At 66.3% G+C, this 19,079-nt stretch carries 14 protein-coding genes; 9 read left to right on the top strand and 5 right to left on the bottom strand.

Annotated elements, in window-relative coordinates:
* Positions 1 to 288 precede the first annotated feature (288 nt).
* From VT03_RS12235 to VT03_RS12195, 9 genes are all read left to right on the top strand, one after another.
* The gene (locus tag VT03_RS12235; protein WP_075093241.1) at positions 289 to 1,719 is read left to right on the top strand and encodes a DUF1501 domain-containing protein; all 1,431 of its coding nucleotides are present in this window, start codon (positions 289 to 291) and stop codon (positions 1,717 to 1,719) included.
* 299 nt (positions 1,720 to 2,018) lie between these two features.
* Entirely contained in the window at positions 2,019 to 3,521 is a 1,503-nt protein-coding gene (locus VT03_RS12230) for a c-type cytochrome (protein ID WP_082846155.1), read from the top strand.
* 212 nt (positions 3,522 to 3,733) lie between these two features.
* The gene (locus VT03_RS12225) at positions 3,734 to 4,624 is read left to right on the top strand and encodes a PP2C family protein-serine/threonine phosphatase (protein WP_075093240.1); all 891 of its coding nucleotides are present in this window, start codon (positions 3,734 to 3,736) and stop codon (positions 4,622 to 4,624) included.
* 140 nt (positions 4,625 to 4,764) lie between these two features.
* Positions 4,765 to 5,232: an Hsp20/alpha crystallin family protein gene (locus VT03_RS12220; protein WP_197489312.1), complete on the top strand. Its 468-nt coding sequence runs from the start codon at positions 4,765 to 4,767 to the stop codon at positions 5,230 to 5,232.
* A gap of 411 nt (positions 5,233 to 5,643) precedes the next feature.
* The gene (locus VT03_RS12215; RefSeq protein WP_075093239.1) at positions 5,644 to 9,816 is read left to right on the top strand and encodes a c-type cytochrome; all 4,173 of its coding nucleotides are present in this window, start codon (positions 5,644 to 5,646) and stop codon (positions 9,814 to 9,816) included.
* Positions 9,817 to 10,307: 491 nt separating this feature from the next.
* Positions 10,308 to 11,474, top strand: a complete 1,167-nt coding sequence (locus VT03_RS12210; RefSeq protein ID WP_075093238.1) for a tetratricopeptide repeat protein — start codon at positions 10,308 to 10,310, stop codon at positions 11,472 to 11,474.
* A gap of 395 nt (positions 11,475 to 11,869) precedes the next feature.
* Positions 11,870 to 12,829 (top strand): DUF1559 domain-containing protein, encoded by a 960-nt coding sequence (locus VT03_RS12205; RefSeq protein ID WP_075093237.1) that lies wholly within the window; start codon positions 11,870 to 11,872, stop codon positions 12,827 to 12,829.
* A 198-nt stretch (positions 12,830 to 13,027) separates the two neighbouring features.
* Complete coding sequence (locus tag VT03_RS12200) at positions 13,028 to 13,489, top strand: hypothetical protein (RefSeq protein ID WP_075093236.1); 462 nt, start codon at positions 13,028 to 13,030, stop codon at positions 13,487 to 13,489.
* A 51-nt stretch (positions 13,490 to 13,540) separates the two neighbouring features.
* A complete protein-coding gene (locus tag VT03_RS12195) occupies positions 13,541 to 15,673 on the top strand; it encodes a glycoside hydrolase family 32 protein (RefSeq protein WP_075093235.1) in 2,133 nt (710 codons plus the stop codon).
* A gap of 21 nt (positions 15,674 to 15,694) precedes the next feature.
* Here the strand turns inward: VT03_RS12195 and VT03_RS12190 are convergent, their stop codons facing one another.
* The 5 genes from VT03_RS12190 to VT03_RS12170 form a co-directional block, all read right to left on the bottom strand.
* Positions 15,695 to 16,171: a gamma-glutamylcyclotransferase gene (locus VT03_RS12190; RefSeq protein WP_082846153.1), complete on the bottom strand. Its 477-nt coding sequence runs from the start codon at positions 16,169 to 16,171 to the stop codon at positions 15,695 to 15,697.
* Positions 16,172 to 16,617: 446 nt separating this feature from the next.
* Positions 16,618 to 17,067: a hypothetical protein gene (locus VT03_RS12185; RefSeq protein WP_075093233.1), complete on the bottom strand. Its 450-nt coding sequence runs from the start codon at positions 17,065 to 17,067 to the stop codon at positions 16,618 to 16,620.
* 9 nt (positions 17,068 to 17,076) lie between these two features.
* Entirely contained in the window at positions 17,077 to 18,012 is a 936-nt protein-coding gene (locus VT03_RS12180; RefSeq protein WP_082846152.1) for a YihY/virulence factor BrkB family protein, read from the bottom strand.
* 202 nt (positions 18,013 to 18,214) lie between these two features.
* Positions 18,215 to 18,415: a hypothetical protein gene (locus VT03_RS12175; protein WP_075093231.1), complete on the bottom strand. Its 201-nt coding sequence runs from the start codon at positions 18,413 to 18,415 to the stop codon at positions 18,215 to 18,217.
* A 66-nt stretch (positions 18,416 to 18,481) separates the two neighbouring features.
* Positions 18,482 to 18,967 carry a phage holin family protein gene (locus tag VT03_RS12170; protein ID WP_075093230.1) on the bottom strand — a complete coding sequence of 162 codons (486 nt, stop codon included), beginning with the start codon at positions 18,965 to 18,967 and terminating at the stop codon, positions 18,482 to 18,484.
* Between the last annotated feature and the right edge of the window lie 112 nt (positions 18,968 to 19,079).

Below are 19,079 nucleotides of genomic sequence, written 5' to 3'. Positions count from 1 at the left end.
CTTTGTGGGAGCGGCGTTGAGGACTCACAGTTCGCCTTGGAATCCCCATGGGTTGGTGAAGGGGCATACGGCACATTGTCCGCGCTTGGACACGCCCTCCTTCAGACATCTCTCGACGGCCAGGCCTCCGGCGGGCAAGAGGGCGTTGCCCCCTTGCATCCCCCACCAGGGTGCCCCTGGACCCGGTTGCAGCTCCCTCCAAACGGCGGGGTTGCATCATGTGGGCCCTTGCGACAGAATCCATCGGCTCCGGCTGATGCGTCTCCGGCCGGAGCGGGAGCTTAGGCGATGTCGTTGCCATTCTTGTTTCAGGGACCCCTCTCGCGCCGCGATCTCCTCTGGAAGGGATCCGTCGGCGTCGGTGCCTCCCTCCTCCCAGGCGTATCACACGCCGGCTCCACAAAGACCTTCCTCCCCAGCGAAACCCAGAAGGCCGAATCCGTCATCTTCCTCTGGATGGGGGGCGGAGTCACCCAGTTCGAATCCTTCGACCCCAAGCCGGAAGCCCCCGAGGAAATCCGCGGAACCCTCGGCGCCATCCCCACCAACGTCCCGGGGATCGAGTTCGGCGAAGTCATGACCGAACTCGCGCGGCGAGCCGACGACCTCTGCGTCGTCCGCAGCTTCTCGCACGACAGCAATGACCACCTCCTGAGCCAGGCCTACACCCTCTCCGGGCGCAAGGTCACCATGGCCCAGCTCTTCTCCGAGCCCAACATGGGCTCCATCGTCTCCTACCTCAACGGTCCGCGGAACGGCCTCCCCGGCTACATCGCGGTCCCCGGCATCACACGCCCCGGCCCGCCCCCCTATATGCTCTTCGTCGGCGGCTGGCTGGGGAACGGCCACGCCCCCTTCTGCGTCGGCGGACTCCCCGATCAACCCGACTTCACCGTCGGCGAGAAATCCCATAACCCGGACCCCTTCTGCGAAGAAGACCTTCAGCCGCGGGAACTCCTCCCCCCGCCGGGACTCTCGGCCGGCCGCCTCGGTCAGCGGCTCTCCCTCAAGGAGCAGATCGACGCCACGCTGCGGCAACTCGACCGCTCCACGCGGGAAGTCGTCCTCAGCGACCAGTACGACAACGCAGTCCACCTCCTGACCGCCCCCGAGGTTCGCTCGGCGTTCGACGTCGCCCAGGAATCGGAGACGACCCGCGAGCGCTACGGCCGGACCAAGATCGGCAAGCGGTGCCTGATGGCCCGGCGGCTGGTCGAGGCGGGGGCCCGGTTCGTGATGGTCGACTACGGCTACGACCCGGTCTACGGCAACCTGTGGGACATCCACAACGTCCCGGAGCAGAAGTTCCCGCACGTCTCCGAGATGGTGAAGCGGGGCTATAACCTCGCCGGTATGGACCGGGCCTTTGCGGCGCTGATCGGCGACCTGAAGGAGCGGGGGATGCTGGAGAAGACCCTCGTCGTCTATCTCACGGAGTTCGGCCGGACCCCCAAGATCAACAAGGGGGGCGGGCGCGACCATTGGGGGATGTGCGGCTCGATGTTCTTTGCCGGCGCCGGAGTGAAGACGGGCCAGGTGATCGGCGGCTCGGACAAGCAGGGAGCCTACCCCACCTCGACGCCGTTCTCGCCGGCCGACATCTCGGCAACGATCTACCACGCCCTCGGCATCCCGCTCGACACGCGTGTCCCGGACATGCAGAACCGTCCGCACTCGGTGCTTGAGCACGGGGACGTGATTCCCGGTGTGTTTGCGTAACGGGGCGAGGAGTGGTAGTCGCCCAATACTGGCTCACCGGGTCCAGGGGCACCCTGGTGGGGGATGCAAGGGGGCAACGCCCTCTTGCCCGCCGGAGGCCTGGCCGTCGAGAGTTGTCTGAAGGAGCCCGTGTCCAAACGCGGACAAGGTGCCGGATGCCTCCCTCACCAACCCACGGCGATTTCAAAGCCAGCGGTGTGGTATAGCGGTGCCCTCAACACGGGGCCTACAAAGGGGATGTCCGTTGCTGAACACGGCCTCTCATTGAAACGCGTCCGGCAGTAAGGGGGTAAGACCCCATGAACGACTGTTCTGCCGGAAGGGATGGTTACAATGTGAATCCCGCCGCGGCGCTGCGGTTCTACGGAACGCGTCGATTCCGCCTTGCAGGACTCCCGACTTTGCGACTGACCGTCCCGCTCCTTCTCGCTCTTCTGTTCGTTTTCGATCTCCCGGCGGCCGATCGTGCCCCGGGCGACGCTGCGGCGCCTGCGCCGACGGACATCGCCGCGGCATCTCCCGGATCGCCGGAGAAGGGCTGGGACTTCCTCCGCAACCGCGCCTACCTGCCGCCGGACTTCGACCAGGAGGACTTTGACGACCTGTGGCGGATGTGGAGCGCCGCCGACCAGAAGCCCGTTGCCAAGCTCTCCCTCGCCGAGCGGCGGAGGGCGATCGCCGAGCACTATGGGCTGGTCCTCGATCCGGACACGCCCGCGGACGAGTTCCGCCTGCTGGGGTACGTGAAGACCGAAGGGGGCTGGGCCATGAACTGCCTCGCCTGCCACGGCGGAGTGCTGAACGGGACGCCGGTGCCGGGGCTCGGGAACAACCGGATCGCGCTCCAGACCCTCACGGAGGACGTCCGGAAGATCAAGCTGCTGCGGCTGAAGAAGCTCGGCCACATGGACCTGGCGATCCTCAAGCTGCCGCTCAACGTCACGAACGGGACGACGAACTCCGTGATCTTTGGCGTGGTCCTCGGGGCTCTGCGGAATCCCGACATGACCGTCGACAAGAACCGCCCCGTTCCCTCCCTGATGCATCACGACATGGACGCACCGCCCTGGTGGCGGCTCCCCAAGAAGTCCCGCCTCTATGCTGATGGGTTCGCTCCCAAGAACCACCGGACGATCATGCAGTTCATGATGCTCCCGCGGCATGACCGGGAGGTGTTCACCGGCTGGGAAGACGACTTCCGCCACATCCTGGCCTGGATGGAGACCGTCACTCCTCCGCGGTACCCGAAGCCGATCGACGCGGCGCTCGCGGCCCGCGGCCGGCAGGTCTTTGAGCAGCGGTGCGCCGACTGCCACGGCACCTACGGCGAGGGGGGACGCTACCCCGAGAAGGTGGTGTCGATCGACGTCGTCGGGACGGACCGCGCGCGGTTCGACTCGCTGACGAAGGAGCACCGCGAGTGGATGAAGGTCGGCTGGCTGAGCTTCTTCGGCCTCGATCTTGTCGAGACCGAACCGGCGGGATACCTCGCGCCGCCGCTCGACGGGATCTGGGCGAGCGCCCCGTACCTGCACAACGGCTCGGTACCGACATTGGAGCACCTCCTGAACTCCTCCACCCGCCCGAAGGTCTGGCGACAGACGGGAACCGCAGTGGACTACGACCGGGGCGGGCTCGCGGTTGAGACCCTGGACAAGGTTCCGGAGAAGCTGGGAGAGCAGGAGCGGCGCTGGTACTTCGACACGGGCCTGTTCGGCAAGTCGTCGGCGGGGCACACGTTCGGCGATGACCTCAGCGGCGACGAGCGGCGGGCGCTGCTGGAGTATCTGAAGTCGATCTGACGGGGTGCCGGCGGAGGTGGGTGTCCTCGACGCGCCTCTGTCGAGCAAGGGGGCTGGGTTTGTGCTTTCTGGGCCCCCTGCTGCCACCCCCACGAGGGCCCCGGTAGGGCCAGCGGTTCTATTCGACGGCTGGAGTTCATTGTGTCGCTCCCTCGCCAAACCTGTCAGAATCCGAAAGTGGGTGAAACGGGCTCGAAGCTTCGAAGGCCAACATGATCGATCCGAATCAGGACACGGTGACCGATGTTGAACCGCAGAACTTCGCCCAGACGTTCTTCGCTCCACAGAGCGCCGCCGTCCGCATCGATTTCGCCGCCACGACCCACACCGGACGCGTCCGGACCACGAACGAAGACCAGTACGCCATCGTCCGGCGGACCCGTTCCACCGACGTGATCCTGTCGAGCCTCGCGGCAAACGAGATCGACGCTCCGGACGATGTCTCGTATGGACTGGCAGTGGCTGACGGCATCGGCGGAGCCCAGTCGGGCGAGGTCGCCAGCCGGCTGGCGATCCAGTTCATGCTCGAGCTCTCCGGGCATGCGACGAGCTGGATCATGAAGTTCACCGACCTCGAAGCGCAGCAGATCCGCGAGCGGGTCGAGGCCTACCTGCAGCGCGTACAGCAGATGCTGCTTCAGGTCAGCCGCTCCCATCCCGCGTTCCGTGGAATGGGGACCACATGGACCTCCGCCCATGTCTTTCCGGGGCACGCCGTGATCGTGCACCTTGGGGATTCGCGGGCCTATCTCTTTCGGCATGACCACCTGCTGCAGATCACGCACGACGAGACGGTCGCTCAGGCGTGGATCAACGCCGGTATTGCTCCGGAGAAGGTGAGGCGCGTCAGGCATATCCTGGTCAATAGCCTTGGCGGCGATCGCGGCGAAGTGACGGCGCAGGTGCACCAGATCGACTTCGGTCCGGGTGACAAGCTCCTGCTCTGCTCGGACGGCCTGTACGACATGGTCCCGGACGCCGACATCGCGAAGGTGCTATCCCAGTCGCCGACCACGCAGGCCGCCGTCGACACCCTGCTGGACAAAGCCCTGCAGGCGGGCGGTCGCGACAACATCACGATCGTGCTGGCGGCCGCCGAGTGAGCGCGAAGCGACCTGTTAGGCGTATAATTTGCTGCGAGTGATTCGCTGATCGTGCCTGGAAGGCAGAAGCCGCAGTCTTTGTCACAGGCAGGTGTGTGCAGGGGCACATGCCGGGTCCGCTATCGCACAGGAGCGCTGTTATGAAGAACGATCTTCCAGGGCGGGTCTCCGCGGGGCTTTCGAATCTGTTCCGCCGCGATCCGTTTGTGAGTTTTCGGGAGGAGATGAATGACCTGCTGAGCCGGTTCGGGATGGAGGGGGAGCGGGGTGCGATGGCCGGAGCGGGGATGCCGTCGATGGACCTGGCCGAGACGGACAAGCAGTTTGAGGTGAAGGTGGATGTTCCCGGGTGGAAGCCGGAGGAGCTCAATATTGAGATGCACAGGAACTCGCTCGTGGTGAAAGGGGAGCGGACGGAGTCGAAGGAGGAGGAGGGGAAGACTTTTCATCGGGTTGAGCGGAGTTGTGGGCGGATTCAGCGGATCGTGGCGCTGCCGTGCGAGGTGCAGGCGGACAGGATTGAAGCGACGTGTCGGGACGGGGTGTTGACAATCATGATCCCGAAGGCGATGGCGGCGGTCGCTCATAAGATCCCGATCAAGAGTTAAGCCGAACCGGGTCCAGGGGCACCCTGGTCAGGGGGTGCAGGGGGCAGAATGCCTCTTGCCCGCCGGAGGCTTGGCCGTCGGGAGATGTCTGAAGGAGTGAGTGTCCAAACGCGGACAACATGCCGTATGCGCCCACATCAATCCGCGCGGACTCCAGAGCGGGGGTGGGTCCTCAACGCCGGTACCACAAAGGGGACGTCCGTTGCGTACCACGGCTCCTCACAGGAATGCCTCCGGCGGCAAGGGGGCGTGGCCCCCTTGACCCCAGGCTGCCGTGGCACGTTGGGTTTGACGTGGCATAGTCGTCTCGGTAGGGACGCGTGGCAGGGTTTTGTCGGCAGCGGGGGCGGGATACGCTAGAGCGCTCTCGCGCGTTCCTCCCACCCGACCTCCCTCCCGGTTCCGCCGCGAATGTTCCTCCGCTTCCCCCTTCTTCTGCGTGCCGTCGGTCCGCTGCTGCTCCTTCTTCTCTGCCCGCTCCTCGCCACCGCCCAGGAGGACGACGAGCAGCGGCCAGGACTCATCGGCGTCTACCGCGCCGGAACCCGCACCGTCACGCGCGTCGATGACGACATCGCCTTCGACTGGGGCCCCTCGTCTCCCGATATCCGCCTCCCCGCCGCGCCGTTCGAGGTCACCTGGACCGGCCAGATCGTCGTCCAGACCGACGAACCAATCCGCTTCCACGCGGACATCCAGGGGGCCATCGAGATTCAAGTTGACGACGAAGTTGTCCTGAAAGGGGAGAACCGCGAACGGGGCTGGATCGCCGGCGAACCGAAGTCCCTCGCCCTCGGCTTTCGCGATCTTAAGGTGACGTTCAAGAAGCTCGGCCGATCCTCACACGTCTTCCTTGCCTGGTCCGGCGACAAATTCCCGATCGAACCGCTCCCCTGGCAGTTCCTGTTTCACGAAGGACGCCTTCCGGAAGACGAGCTGTGGAACAAAGGGCGGCAGCTCTACACCGCCCACCGCTGCAACCGCTGCCACCATCGCCCCGGCGAGCCCGAAAGCCCCTTCGCCCCCGCCCTCCTCCGCGTGACGACCGACATCAACCCGGACTGGATCGTCGAGAAGCTGCTGGACCAGAACCCCGAGTCGCCGCACGCCAGGATGCCCTCCTTCGGAATGACTCGCGAGCAGGCGGAGCAGGTCGCCGAGTGGATCTGGCGGATCTCGCAACCGGCCCAGCTTCCGAAGACGCCGTCTGTCGACGCCAAGAAATCCAAAGAGCTGCCGAGCGGCAGGACCCTCATCCACTCGCTCGGCTGCCTGGCCTGCCATCAGCTCGGCGACCTGGGAGAGAGCGGCCCGTTCGGCGGCGGCACGCTCGACCATGTGGGGAACAAGCGTTCGGAAGAGTGGATCTACACCTGGCTTGGACAGCCGGAAAAGCTCAGCCCCGTCGGGAGCATGCCGGTCTTCAAGATGACGCCTTCGGAACGGGCCACGATCGCCAAGACTCTCTCGCAGCTCAGCCGTAAACAGGAGACGAAGTTCGACCGCGACCCGAATACGGACAGCGCCAAGGTCGAAGCGGGCCGCGAGCTGGTCCGCCGCTTCAAGTGCGCGAACTGCCACACGATGCCCGCCATCGACCCCGAGCTGCGGGGACTCCCGACACTCGAAGAAGAGGTCAAGGACTGGTCAAAGTCCTGCCTCTCCGACGCTCCCGACCAGGAGCGGAACCGCCCGTTCTATCCGCGGGCCGACCGGGAAGCCCTTAAGGCCTACGTCTCGTCCCGGTTCGGAGCGATCTCGCCCGTGAGCGAATTCGACCTGGGCCGCCATACGATCGAGCGCCGCAACTGCCTCGCCTGCCATCCCCGCGGCAACGACCGCGGACTGGCGGAGCACGCCGGCACCACTGCCGCCAAGGACCCGGCCCTGACCGGCGTCGCCCCCACGCTCGTCGCCCCCAACCTCACGGCGATCGGCGACAAACAAAGGGACGACTTCCTCGATAAGGCGATCAGCGGGATGCAGCCGGAGATGCGGATGACCTGGCTCCGCGCCCGGATGCCGAGGTTCACCCATCATGAGGACGAGAAGGACGCGATCCTCTCCTACCTCATCAACCACGACCGGATTGCCGACGGCGCCGATCCCGCCTCCCGGCACCACCTCGCCGAGGTGAGCGAAGAGGAGCGGCTCGTCGTCGGACGGCGGCTCGTCGGCGCGGGGGGCTTCAGCTGCATCGCCTGCCACCAGTTCGGGACCTACGTCCCCAAGAACACGGCGCTCGGCACCAAAGGCTCGGATCTGATGGGGCTGGGGAACCGGCTCCGGCCCGAATACTTCCTGCGGTGGGTGAACTCGCCGCTGCGAATCATCCCCGGCTTCGAGATGCCCTCGTATCAGCGTCCCGTCCCGGGCGTGCTGGGGGACGACGTCACCAAGCAGCTCTCGGCAGTCTGGCACGCCGTCAATGATCCTCTGTTTGAAGCCCCCACCAACCCCTCGGCCGTCGAGCAGTTCCTGACCGTCCAATCCGGCGAGCGGCCGCGGATCGTCCGCGACGTCTTCACCGTCCCCCAGGGGAACGGCGGAGGAACGGTCCAGCGGGGTCTGGCGATCGGGTTCGACAACGGACACTCGCTCCTCTTCGACTTCGGCCACGGCGCGGTCCGGGACTGGACTGTGGGAGACTTCGCGCGGCAGCGGACCGAAGGGAAGAGCTGGTACTGGGACCTCGCGGGCCTCCGTCCGCTCGAAGGGTTTTTGCCGGACGCGGAGATCCGCCTGCATGACCCGGAGAAGAAGGAGTGGGTCACCCCCGCCGCCGAAGACCGGCCGCGGCTGGTCGGCTACCGGACCTCCGGGACGCCGCAGAGCGTCGCCGTCGAGATGGTCCTTCCCTTCACCTTCGGGGTCAGCGACCACGCGGGAGTCCAGCACGAACTCGACGTCGTCCACTCGCTGAAGCCGTTTCAGGAACAGCAGGAGATCGGGATTGAGCGGACGATCACGATCGCCGGCCGCGGCGTGGCGGACATGAAGGGACCGGTCCCCTACTTCATCCTGCCGACGAAGTGGACGGCCAAGCCGGGCGTGACGATCCATGTCCTGGAGAATGGCGAGCCGATCGACCTCGAAGGCCGCGCGGCTCACCCGCTGACGAAGCAGGAGAACGGCGACTACCGGGCAACCGTCCGCTACACGTTCCGCACCCCCAGCAGCCCGACCGTCCTCCCTCCGGCACCGCCTGCTCCACCGAAGCCCCCCGCGCCGCCGGTGACGACGCTGGCGGGCTATGACGGCACGCGTCTCCCGCTTCCGGATTCGATCATGCCGACGGCGATGACGTGGCTGCCGGATGGAACGCTCGCCTTCACGTCGCTCAAGGGGCACGTCTACCTCGCCCGCGACACGAACGGCGACGGCCTCGCGGACACGCTCCAGCTCTTCGAAGAAGGACTGGCGGCGCCATTCGGAATCATCGAGGACCACGGAGACCTGATCGTCACCCACAAGCCCGAGGTCCTGCGATTGAAGGACACTGACGGTGACGGTCGCTGCGATGTCCGCGAAGTCGTTGCCACCGGCTGGGGCTACACGGACGACTACCACGACTGGACGACGGGCGTCGTCCGGGACCGGCAGGGGAATCTCTATGTCGGGATCTCCAGCGACTACGCGGACCGGGACCGCGACCCGCATGAGCTGAACCTCCGCGGCACGATCCTGCGGATTTCGCCGAGCCATTCGGTGGAGGCGATCGGCCACGAACTGCGGTATCCGATCGGCCTGGCGCTCGATGCGAAGGACCGGCTGTTCGTCAGTGACCAGCAGGGGGTCCAGAACACGTTCAACGAGATCGTCTGCATCGAGCGAAACCAGCGGTACGGCGTCCCGGCCCAGAACCACGACCACGGCGGCGAACTGGCAAAGACCAACATCCAGGTCCCCCACCCGTGGTCGCGGAGTATCAACGGGATTGTGTTCCTCGATCCGGAGAAGGTCGGTGCGGATCATCCGTTCGCCGGCCACGGTCTCGGGGCGGAGTACGACAACCGCTTCGTCATGCGGTTCTCGATCGACGAGGTCGACGGGGAGCGGCAGGGGGCGACGTATCCTTTCTCCGCGACGACCTGGAAGAACGACAGCGACACCTTCCTGGGGCCGATCGCGATCAACGTCAGTGACAAGGGAGACATCTACGTCGGCGGGATGCATGACAGCGGCTGGCACGGGGGGCTCAATACGGGCGAGATCGTCCGCCTCCGCCGGAACGGGGATCCGTTGCCGGTTGGAATCCGCGAGATCCGGGCGACCCCTTCTGGTTTCGAGATCTCCTTTACTGCTCCGGTCGATCCGAAAGGGGCGGCTTCGCCGGGGAACTACGCGATCTCCGGGTACACGCGTCGGTGGAAGGGGGACTATGCCACTCCTGATTCTGACCGTTTCTCGCCGAAGGTGGAGAAGGCGACGGTCGCGGCGGATGGCCGTTCTGTCCGTTTGGATGTGGCGGACCTCAAGACGGAGTTCGTTTACGAGTTCAACCTGGAGCCGCTCGGTCCTGCGGGTGAGAAGCTTTTCCCGGCGACGGCGACCTACACTCTGAACCGCCGGCCGCGGGATTGATCGACAGGATGGGGAAGTACTGAGCCACAGATGGATCGGCGTCCCCCGCCATTGCCGGCCCAACAACCGGGGTCCAGGGGGTACCCCTGGTGGGGAGTGCAGAGGGGCAACGCCCCTTTGCCCGCCGGAGGCCTGGCCGTCGAGAGATGTCTGAAGGAGAGCGTGTCCAAACGCAGACAACGTGCCGGATGCCCCCTCACCAACCCGTGCGGAATGTAAAGCGAGCGGTGTATTTTGAGGGAGTCCTCAACGCGGGTACCACAAAGGGGACGTCCGTTGTGTGCCACGGTTCCTCATGGAAGTGCCTCCGGCGGCAAGGGGGCGTGGCCCCCTTGACCCCAGCCTGCCGTGGCATATTGGGTTTGAGCTATCAACGTCGTGCCGGCAAGGACGCGGTTTAAACAGCCGTACAAGTCCACCTGTCTCCCTGAGCCACACCACGCCCCAGCCCCCACTTCTTCCCTCTCGTCCACATTGAAGCCGTTCGCACAATGAAAAGAGTTCAGATCGTCCGGTCGATCGTCGTCGTCGCCCTGCTCTTGGGGCTGGCGGCCGTGATCGGCATTGGGCTCTGGCCGACTGGCGACGCGGGACGGTTCGACCGCGCGTGGGCCGCGCTGGAGGCAAGGAACCTCGACGAGGCCCGCCGCGAGATGGCATCGGCCCGTCCGATCGGTTCCGAGGATCCGCGACGGCAATTGCTCGAGGGAACCCTGCTCCTCCGCGAGGGGAAACCGGCCGCGGCCCTGGACCTCTTCTCCGGGCTCGATCCCCGCTCGGACCTGCGCGAGCCGCTCCAGCAGGTGACGGGGGAGGCGCTCGCCGCCCTGGGACGTCTGGCCGAAGCTCGCCTGTGCCTCGAGCCGTTGACGCGGGAACACCCCTCCAATGCCGCGGGACGCCGGACGCTCGCCGGGGTCTACTACGACCTGGGGGCGAACGACCTGGCGCTCGTCGAACTCGAAGCGCTCAAGCAGCTCGCTCCCGACGACTTCCGCCCCTGGCACCTGGCCGGTCGGATGTACGCCGACTTCGAACGGTATGACGAAGCGATCCCGAACTGCGAAGACGCGCTCCGCCGCAACCCGCCTCCCGGACCGGCGGCCGAGATCCGCGACTGCCTCGCCGGCTGCTACATCGCCACACGGCGTTCGGAAGAGGCCCTGATTCTGTTGGAGTCGTCTCCGGAGACGCTCCCCGTCCTGATGCGGCGGGCGGAGGCGTCGCTCGAACTGGGGAAGATCCCCGAAGGCCGTCAGGCGGCCGAAGCGGCCCGGCGACTCGACGGCGCGTCCTGCCCGGTCCTGTCGCTCGCGGCCCGCGGCGCTCTCGAGAGCGGAGAGACGGAGGCGGCGATCCCTCTCCTGGAAGACCTTCTGACGCGCTGCCCGCACGAGTTTCGCGACCGGTACCGTCTGGCCCAGGCGTATCGCCGGCTCGGCCGTGAAAAGGACGCGGAGCGGGAACTCCTGGCCTACGAGGAGTCCCAGAAGCTCTACCGCTCGCTCACGGATCTCAATGCCCAGGCGATTCAGGAGCCGGAGAACGCCGCCGTTCGCCGGGAGCTCGCGGCGCTCTGCCGCCAGCTGGGACGTCCGGAAATGGCGGAAGTCTGGGAACGAGCGGCGCAAAACACCTCAGGCGGCGCGGGCCGCTAAGGCGGACTGACCGTGGTGTTTCGCCGCGGCCCACCGCGCCTCCACTCGATTTGCGGCCGAGGAGCAAGATCGGCAAAAGTCGGCCGGTCGACTGGATCGAAGACAATGGCGATCCCCGACCAACCGGCCCGAGCCGCACGACCGCAGCCCGGTGGTGGCCGCCCCGCCGCCAGCCTGAATGCCGCCACGTCAGCACCAGCCTTGTTCGACGCCCTGATCAGGGCAGGCGAGGCCACACCGGCAGGACGGCCGTGCGATTAATTAGCTCGCACGGAATTTGCAACGCGGTCGGTCGGGGGATATCCTGAATCTCGTCTTAATTCACATCTTCTTCCAAGTCCGTTCGATCTGACCGAGGCTTGGAAACCGACGTTCAATTCTGGGAGCGGTGGTTCATGAGAGCTCGTCTTCGTCGCGCCTTCACGCTGATCGAGTTGCTGGTCGTCATCGCCATTATCGCGGTTCTCGTCGCGATCCTGTTGCCCGCGGTGCAGCAAGCCCGGGAGGCGGCGCGGGCGTCGCAGTGCAGAAACAACCTCAAGCAGTACGGCATCGGGGTGCACAGCTACAGCGAAGTTTTTGGCCAGTTCCCCCCCGGGGGATCCGGTTGCGAGACGAACAACTGTTGCGGCAGCGGCCCCCGCATCGGCTGGCAGGTCCGCATTCTCCCCTACATGGACCAAGCCGGGCTTTACAACCAGCTCGACATGAACCTGGCGGTCGTACCAGATCAAGTCCTTTCGGATGGCAAGCCAGCCCGGCAGCATCAGGTCCCCTACGCCGTCTGTCCGACCGATCAGTCGGGTGTCGTGGACACGAACTGGGCGACCCCCAGTTACACCGGCTCGCTCGGGGCGAGCCCGAACGGCTCGCAGGATCCGATGTGCAATCCGTTCCAGTCCTTCGCGCAGGCCAACATGGTCGGAACCGGCAATACCTGCAACGGGGCGCAGGTGTCCGGGGTATTCTCCCGACAGGGCTACGGGGCCAAGTTCAAGGACATTGCCGACGGCATGTCGAACACGATCATGGTCGGTGAGATGCTCGCCATGTGTCACGACCACAACGCCGGCTGGTGGGATCAGAATGGCAGCGGCAACGCCCACGCGACGACGCTGGTCCCGATCAACAACATGAATACGTGCAACAATGCGACCCCCGCGCAGATCACTCACCCGACCTGCACCGGCAAGAACCAGTGGAACATCAGCTGGGGTTTCCGCTCCCACCACACCGGCGGCTGCCACTTCCTTGCGTGCGACGGCGCTGTCCACTTCCTGAGCGAAAACATCGACCATCAGATGTACCAGTATCTCGGCGGCAAGGCGGACAGCCGCCCTGCCAGCTTCCAGTAGGCTGTTATCCGCATCGCGCAGAGCCGGCGGGCTGGCATGCGAGCCGCATGTCGGTCCGGCTGCCGCTCGGCGGGATCCGCCGCTTAGTTCCGCAGCTCCGGTCCGTGATCAGAACGGACCGGAGCTGCGAAGTCTTTGGAGCCGTGGGCTCCGCCTCGTGACGTGACGTCTTTGATGCCCCCTCGATGGGAATCCTCCATGATTGCCAACTGGAAAATCGCGCTCGTTCTGTCGGTTCTCTGCGTCGGATGCTCTGGCGGCTCCGGAGATCCGGATCTCGCCGCCGCCAAGGGGAAGGTGATGTATCAGGGCAAACCGGTCCCCCGGGCGCACGTGTCCTTCATTCCGAAGAACGGGGCGATGGCTGTCGGCACGACGAATGACCAGGGTGAGTTCGTTCTGGCGACCAAGGGGCGTGCCGGCGCCGTGATCGGAGAGCACCGCGTGACCGTCGCCGCCATGGATACGCCGCCGATGACGTCGACCACTCCGGTGGAGATCGGAAGTCCGGAATACCTCAAGATGACGCAGGCCCCGGCGCCCAAGGCTCCCAAGTCGTTGATCCCCGAGAAGTTCTCAAAGTCCGACTCGAGCGGGCTCACGCAGATGATCGACGCCGACGCCTCCAAGAACGACCTCATCGTCGACCTGGGAAGCTGATTGGGCGCGGCGGACGGCTCGTGACGACGCTGGCGACCTTGAGGGGCTTCCATGACGCGCTCGGTCTTCTGGTCGGTCCTGTTTCTCTCGGCGTTCGCTCGAAGTCTCCCCGCGGAAGACCGGCCTGACATCGTCGTCGCCGACTTCGAGCAGGAGACCTACGGCGACTGGAAGGCGACCGGCGAGGCGTTCGGCCCCGGACCGGCGGCGGGAACGCTGCCGGGGCAGATGCAGGTCGACGGCTTCGAAGGGAAGCGGCTCGTCAACTCGTTCGCAGGCGGCGACGGGACGGTCGGGACGCTGACCTCTCCGCCGTTCACCATCGAGCGAAAGTACCTCAACTTCCTGATCGGCGGCGGAGCGCACTACGACACGCGGATCGACCTTCTGGTCGACGGTAAGGTCGTCCAGTCGGCGAGCGGGCCGAACGACCGGCCAGGCGGGTCCGAGCGGCTCGAGTGGCGGACGTGGGACGTGGCCGCGCTGTCCGGCCAGAAGGGTGTCCTTCGCATCGTCGATGAGCATCGCGGCGGCTGGGGGCACGTCAGTGTCGACCAGGTCGTCCAGAGCGACCGGAAGCGGATGGCCGAGCCGGCGCGGTGGGATATCGCTGTCGACAAGGCGTACCTGTGGCTCCCGGTCCAGACCGGAGCGCCGCGGCAACGGATGCGGTTCTCCGTCGACGGCGCGGTCGTGCGGGAGTTTGAGATCGAGCTGGCCCAGGACCGGACGGACTTTCACGCGTTCGCCGATGTCACGGCGTTCCGCGGGAAGAACCTCGTCATCGAGAGCCAGCGGCGCGGCGACAGCCCGCTGCCGGCGATCGAACAGCACGACGGGCTGCCGGCCGCGGACGCGCTGTACCAGGAGACGCTCCGCCCGCAGTTCCACTTCACCTCCCGCCGGGGCTGGCTCAACGATCCCAACGGGCTGGTCTGGAAGGACGGCGAGTACCACCTTTATTACCAGCACAACCCGTATGGGCACGGCTGGGGGAACATGCACTGGGGGCACGCGGTCAGCCCGGACCTCCTTCGCTGGAAGGAACTCCCGATCGGGATCTATCCGCAGAAGTTCGGCGACTGGGCCTTTTCCGGGAGCGCCGTCGTCGACGAGCGGAACGAGTCGGGGTTCGGGACGAAGGACAAGCCGCCGCTCGTCGGGGCCTACACCAGCACGGGACGCGGCGAGTGCATCGTCTACAGCAACGACAACGGCCGGACCTGGACGGAGTACGAGGGGAACCCGGTCGTGCGGCACGTCGGCCGCGACCCGCGGCTGCTGTATCACAAGGGGTCGAAGCAGTGGGTCATGGCGCTCTACAGCGAGCAGGACGGCAAGCGGTGGATCACGTTCCACACGTCGCCCGATCTGAAGAGCTGGACGTTCGCCAGCCGGATCGAGGGTTTCTTTGAGTGCCCCGACCTCGTGGAACTTCCGGTCGCCGGCGGGAGCGGCGAGACGCGGTGGGTGCTCTACGGCGCGGACGGGCAGTATCTCGCGGGGGCGTTCGACGGGAAGGTCTTCACGCCCGAGGGGAACGACACGCGGAAGCAGCGGGTGTGGCACGGCAACTTCTATGCGGCCCAGACCTACAGCAATACTCCGGACGGCCGCTGCATCCAGATCGGCTGGGCCAACGGGATCGTCTCGCCCGGGATGCCGTTCAACCAGCAGATGACGATCCCGGTCGAGCTGTCGCTCCGGAAGACCGGCGAGGGGATTCGGCTGTTTGCCGTTCCGGTGCGGGAGCTCAAGAGTCTGGAAGAGGCCCCGCAGCAGCGGGCCGAGCTGCGGATCGAACCCGACGCGCCGCAGACGATCGACGTCGGCGGGACGGAGATGCGGGTCCGGACCACGGTCGTCGGTCTCCCGTCCCAGGGAGAACTCGTGATTGAGGTCGGCGGCGAGAAGGTCGTCTGCAGCGGCAAAACAGCGAAGCTCACGGTCCGCGACGTCACGGTCGATCTGCCGGTCCGGGACTCGACGTTCTCGCTCGACATCCTTCTCGACCGACGGTCGATCGAGGTTTTCGTCAACGACGGGGAAGTGGCGATCAGCCGGGAGCGGGCTTCGCGGCCCGAAGGCAAGACCGTCCGGCTCTCCGGCACTGGCGGAACGACGCGGATCCGCTCGCTCGATATCTCCCGGGTCCGGTCGGTATGGGCTGCGGAGAGCCGATGAGCGGGCCGATGACGCAGTGGGTTATCGCGTCGCGCGGGTGAGGACCCAGGCCAGGTAGTCCCCGCCGGGAATGATCTCGAACCGGTCCGGCCGATCGTTCATGAGGTAGCCCCAGACGGTCGTCTCCGATCCGTCGGCGATTCGCACAGCAATGAGCTCCCGCCGGTACTCGTGGGGGCGCGGGTCGTTCGTTCCGCAGCCCTCGTAGGCGTCGAGGGCGGCGATGTGCCGGGGGGCGGAGTCCTCGGGGAACTCGTAGACGTCTCCGACGACGGCCGTCTGGCCGGGCAGGGCGAGTCCGGGGTAGGACCCCAGGTTGACCAGCGTTCCCCAGGCGACTCCTTCGCCCACGAATCGCGCGTTCTCCGCCAGGTAGCGGGCCATGCGGTGAGCCGATTGGCGGCGGAGGGTGCCGTAGACGAAGAGCATCCGCACGTCGCCGGGGGACGGCTCGTGCTGTGGATCGGGTGCGGGTGTCGGGGGCGCCTGGTCGGGCATGCTCCGGTCTTTCGGTTGTCTCTGGCTCAGGGGCGGACGGCGCGCGCCTCGTGCTCATGTGGGAGTCGTATCGAAGGAGGCATCGTCTGGCCACGCTGCTGGGATTGCGAGGAAGGACGCCGTCCAGGCCGGCACGGCTATGCCACCTCAAACCCAACGTGCCACGGCAGGCTGGGGTCAAGGGGGCCACGCCCCCTTGCCGCCGGAGGCACTTCCATGAGGAACCGTGGGATTTAACGGACGTCCGCTTTGTGAAGCCGGCGCTGCGGACTGACCGCTCGCTTTGAACTCCCCGTGGCTTGGTGAGGGGGCATACGGCACGGTGTCCGCGCTTGGACACGTGCTCCTTCAGACAACTCTCGACGAGACAAGCCTCCGGCGGGCAAGGGGGTGTGACCCCCTTGCATCCCCCACCAGGGTGCCCCTGGACCCGGCTCGTCAGGGGCTCAATCGATACCACCGCGGAGCTGAAAGTAGAGCTTCTGAACACTTGGCAGACAGCAACGCCCACTCGGCGCCAACCGGCCACACGCCGCCTCCGGCGACTGCGACCGACGATACAGCTCCCGGATACGCGTCGGCTTCCCCTCCTCCGCATCCTCCTGCACGTCGTCATACGTGACGCCAAAACAACTGCACAGCGGAGCCGCCGGATCCTTCGGAGCGACCGGCCCCCGCAACGACTCCACACCGACGACCGCATCGAAGTTGTCAAAGTACGCGACACGGCAGTCCGGGTGATCGCACCAGTAGACCGACCGTCCCAGCGTCGCCCGCAACTCCGGCGGAAGATGCGTCTCCAGCGGAGCCTCGTCCACGGCGATCCCCGCCTGCCCGCACCGCGGACAGAACCCCTGGTCCGCCCCGTCATTCTCCTTGATGAACGCCTTGTTCATGGATCGCCCCTAGGCCACCGCCTCGTCCGTCGTGCGGAAAATGCTCTTGAGCATCTCTTCGGGAGGCCGGCCGGTCCAGCGCTCCCGGCCAAGCGAAGCGACGAACTCGCCCCCCAGCAGCAGCAGCAGGCAGCCGTAATAGCACCACGCCAGCAGACTGATGAACGCCCCCACGATCCCGTACGCGGTCGAATAATGGGTACCGATCAAGATGGCGGCCAGGGCATGCCGGCCCAGCTCCCACGCGGCCGCCACCAGCACCGCGCCGTGGAAGACGTCCCGCCACGGAACGCGGGCCTTGGGGAGCCAACGGTAAACCAGCGTAAAGGCCAGAACGTTCACGGTCGGCGAGATCAGGGCCTGCGAGGTCGTCCAGAAGAGGGCCGGCGTCGTGACGTGCAGCCGCTCGGCCCACCCCTGCACGGTGGTCATGACCGTCGAGAAGAAAAACGCCGCCAGCACGAGCGCCCCCGTCAGCATCAGCATCAGGAAGGCGGCCGCCCGCTCCAAGAGGACCTGCCTGAGAAAGGACCAGATCCCCGGCCGCTCGGGGACCGGGACGTTCCAGATCCGGTCGAACGCCTGCTGGAGCTGGGCGAAGCCGGCCAGGGCCGTCAGGCACAGCATTGCCAGCCCGATCAGCCCCCCCTGGGACGACCCGAACTGGATCTGCTCCATGAGCTGCCGGACCTGCTCCGCGACGACCGGCGAGGCGTGATCCTCGACCTGGTCGAGGATCAGGATCCGGGCGTCCTGGCCGGCATGCGTAGAGCGGAGGAACCAGCCGAGCGCCATGATCCCGACGGAGAGCATCGGGAAGAGCGCCAGGCCGAAGAAGTACGCGGCCGCCGCCGCCAGGTGGTAGCCGCCGTCCCGGTTGAAGGCTTCGTACGCGGCGTACAGCCGGAGAACGTAGGACCGCACTCCAGTAGCGAGTCGACGCATGGTGCGACCTGGTTACTCCTGCCTCGGACGATCGATCAGCCGGCTCGGCGGCGATGACGATCGCCCGCGCCGTGATGCCGGTTCAATAAGGCCGGACGGACCAAAACACAAACGACGCGGTCCCGGGATCGTTCGATCCCGGTCGCGCGTCGTCGAAACCCGGATGGCTCCGGAGGAGCCGGCCGGCGGGATTGCCCGGGACTTACCAGGGACGGAGCTTCCAGCCGAGGACGAATCCGATCCCCAGACACCACAGCGCGGCCATCTCCGGTTCCTCGCGGGCGTAGTCCCGCAGATAGGTGGCCAGATCCTGTCCCGGCTGTTTGCGACTCTCCATGGGGGGGAGCGCAGCGGCGGACCGTTCTTCTCGCTGACCGGGCAGCTCGTTGGCGATGCGGGCCATGACGGAATTCTCCTTCTTTGTCTTTGTGGATCGGTGTGACATGATTCGGTGGATCTGGCTGCGCCGTCAGGAGACGACAGTGGTGCTGGACGGAGCGTCGGGCTTTCGGAAAAGGGACTTCACGAAGGCGAGATTGCTCTGCAGCTCCGAACTGGAGCGGCTGAGCGAGGCTCCGGCCTTCTTGAGCTTCTTGACGGTGTACAGCCCCGCCGCGACCGCTCCGACCGCGGCCAGCGACGCGATCAGGAGATAGGACCCGGCGCGATTCCAGCCAGCCGCCTGGACCAGCAGTTCGCCGAGACCCAGGAGCAGGACGGGAACGGATCCCAGCAGGATCGCCGTCATCGCCATCAGGAACACGATACCGACCGTTGCGCGGCGACCGGTCTCCTTCACGTCGTGGACCAGCAGGCGGACCTGCAGTTCCCCGAGCGTGATGACGTCGTAGGCCAGCTCCGAGAAATGGTGCCGGACCTCCTCGACCGTCGTGAACGGCGGCTCGGGCGCCGCGGTCTGGAACCGCGGCGGGTCTACATGCGTTTGACGAACCATCCCAGCATCACTCCGGCAGCGAGGGCGGCGCCGACGGCGACGCCTGGGAATTGGGAAACGGTCGCGGCCACAACCGTCGGGACACCCGACGGACCCGGCGCCACTCCAGAGG

Origin of the sequence: Planctomyces sp. SH-PL14, from assembly GCF_001610835.1 — a bacterium.
Taxonomy (GTDB): Bacteria; Planctomycetota; Planctomycetia; order Planctomycetales; family Planctomycetaceae; genus Planctomyces_A.
Note: the sequence above shows the minus strand (reverse complement) of the source record. Positions and strands in the feature narration are given on the sequence as shown.